Annotated in this window: 1 protein-coding gene; it reads right to left on the reverse strand. The window is 58.1% G+C overall.

From position 1 onward, the window contains the following. Positions 1-12 precede the first annotated feature (12 nt). Entirely contained in the window at positions 13-2,196 is a 2,184-nt protein-coding gene (locus ACEN2J_RS20715) for a GumC family protein (RefSeq protein WP_442108641.1), read from the reverse strand. Positions 2,197-2,389: the final 193 nt, after the last annotated feature.

The following is a 2,389-nucleotide window of genomic DNA, read 5'->3' on the forward strand; positions in this document are numbered from 1 at the left end:
AAGTGCGGTCGATCAATCGCTGTCCTTACCGTAATGGCCGTATTCGCCGTAATAGCCATACCGCCGTGTCTCGCGCTCTTCCATGTTCAGGACGCCGATGTAGAGGGCATCGGCCTTCAGGAACTCGCGCATCTGTGCGGCGGCTTCGCGGACCTCGCCTTGCATGGTCGAGCCGTAGCGCACGACATGCACCACAGCATCGGCAAAGCGGGCAAGGTAGCGGGTATCAACCACGGGCAACAGCGGCGGGCTGTCGATGATGATGACGTCAAAGCTGGCAACAACCGCCTCCATCAGGCCTTGGAAGGACGCACCGTTTAGCAATTGGTCGGTGGGTATGCCGCTGCGCGCCCCTGCGCCGATAACGGTCAGCGAGGTTTGCGGATCGTTGAACGTTACGATCGGCGAGGTGTCGCCTGCTGTCCGTGGGGCAAGGAAATCGATCAAGCCCCCGGCGGTCGTATCGCCCAATCGGGGCGCAACTGTCGGGCGCCGCAAATCGCCATCAATCAGTAGGGTAGAAGTGCCCGAAAGCGCATAGGTGCGTGCCAGAGATATCGCCGTCGTCGTCTTACCCTCGGCCTGAATCGCCGAGCTGACCACGATGATTCTGCCGCGTTTCACCGGGGTTGTTTCTTTGCGGCTGTTCAAAAGGCCGATGTCGATCACAGCGCGCAATTTTCGAAAGGATTCCGCATAGGCCGACATGGGCGATGCGACCACGGTTTCGGCCGGATCAGGGCCGGTTTTGCCCGCTGCGTGCATGGCCAACGTCACAGGAACGCGGGCCTGCATAATGTTTTCAAGCTGGCTGGACGACACGATGCCGCCAAAGAAATACTCTTTCAAAAAGGCAAGCAGCACCCCAAGCCCAAGCCCGCCAACAAGGGCCAAGGCAATGATAAGCTTGCGGTTTGGCGACGAGGCGCTATTGGCTGGCAGCGCCTCCGAGACCACGCGGGCATCGGCAATTTGCAGGTTGGCCAAAGCGCCTAAATCCTGCTCACGGGCCAGCAGTGTTTGGTACTGATTTCGGGCGACGGTCGCGCTTTGCTGCAGGTTAAACAGCTCGGCCAGCATTTCCGACGACAGATCCGATTGCAGCAATTGGGTGCGCAGCTGGTCACGGGTCTCGCGCTCACGATCTCGCATCGCCCCCATATCGGCGCGAACGGTGGTCAAAGTGGCACTTGACGTTCTGGCAAGGTCGGCATCAAGCCGCGCCATTTCGGCCGCCATATCAATCGCTTCGGTAGAACCGGCGGCAACGCTGCCAAGCCGGTTTTCGATCGCCTTGCGCTGACGTGCAAGTTCGGCAATTGCCTGATCGCCCAACGTGCTGGCGACAGAGGCCCAATCCTGGCTGCTGATCGCGGCTTCGGCAGAAAGCACTTGGGCGCTTGCGCTCGTTTGGGTGTCCATCGCGCTGTTCAGACGGCGGCGCAGCTCGGCAATCGCAGGGTCGCCGCTTTCTTTTTCCAGACGCGACAGGTTGGTTTCAATAAAGGTGTTCACCGCGCGTTCCGACGCCGCAAGATCGGCCTCGGCGGTTGCAACTTGTCGCCGCAACACATCGCGGGCGGAAATTGTCGCTTGGGTTTTGGCCATAACCTGCCGCTCGATATACGATTGGGCATAGATATTGGCGATGTCTGCCGCACGTTTTGGCGTTTCCGAAGAAACGGAAATGCCGATCAGAAAGGTTAGCCCGCTGCGGCGGATATTCACCGCGCTTTGCAGGCTTTTCAGCGTCCCGTTGACCAGCGACTCTTGGCTGTCGGTCGAGGTTTGCTCTAGCCCCACCAGACGGCGCAAGGAATTGGCATCGAAATCGGTGCCAAGCGCCAGACCGAGCTTGCTGATCCAGCCCAGCTGCGGGCCAAATTCCGGGTCGCGGATCAGGTCGGCGGCGTAAACCACCGCCAGCGCCGTCGCCTGCGAGCGCAGAATCTCAACCTCACTGTCAACGCGCGAGTTGAGAACAGAGCTTTGCTCGGAGCCCGAAGCCGATGGATCCAACAAGTTTGAACTGCGGCCGTCAACCTGCAGCAAAACGGTCGATTGGTAGATCGGTTTTGCCAAAATAAGATATGCAAAAGCCAAGCCTAGCAACAAAACCATCGTTAGCAGTATCGGGCGCTTTTGGCGCGACATCGTTGCCAGAATTGCTTTTAAGTCTAATTGGTCACTATCCAAAACATACGTCCTTATTCAGCCAGCCTGCGCTCGATCGATCGATCGATCTAAGCTTAGTGTATATAAATCCGTGACGAGCTATAGTGAAATAACCCGTGGCGAACAGCCCGAAACAAGCCGCAACGCCGAAAGTTTACCACTTTGCCAAGCGCCAGTGTCAATTTGGATGCATTGCGCAGAAATGTCGGGCGTG

Source organism: Pseudorhodobacter sp. W20_MBD10_FR17, assembly GCF_052119765.1.
In the GTDB taxonomy this organism is placed as follows: Bacteria; Pseudomonadota; Alphaproteobacteria; order Rhodobacterales; family Rhodobacteraceae; genus Pseudorhodobacter.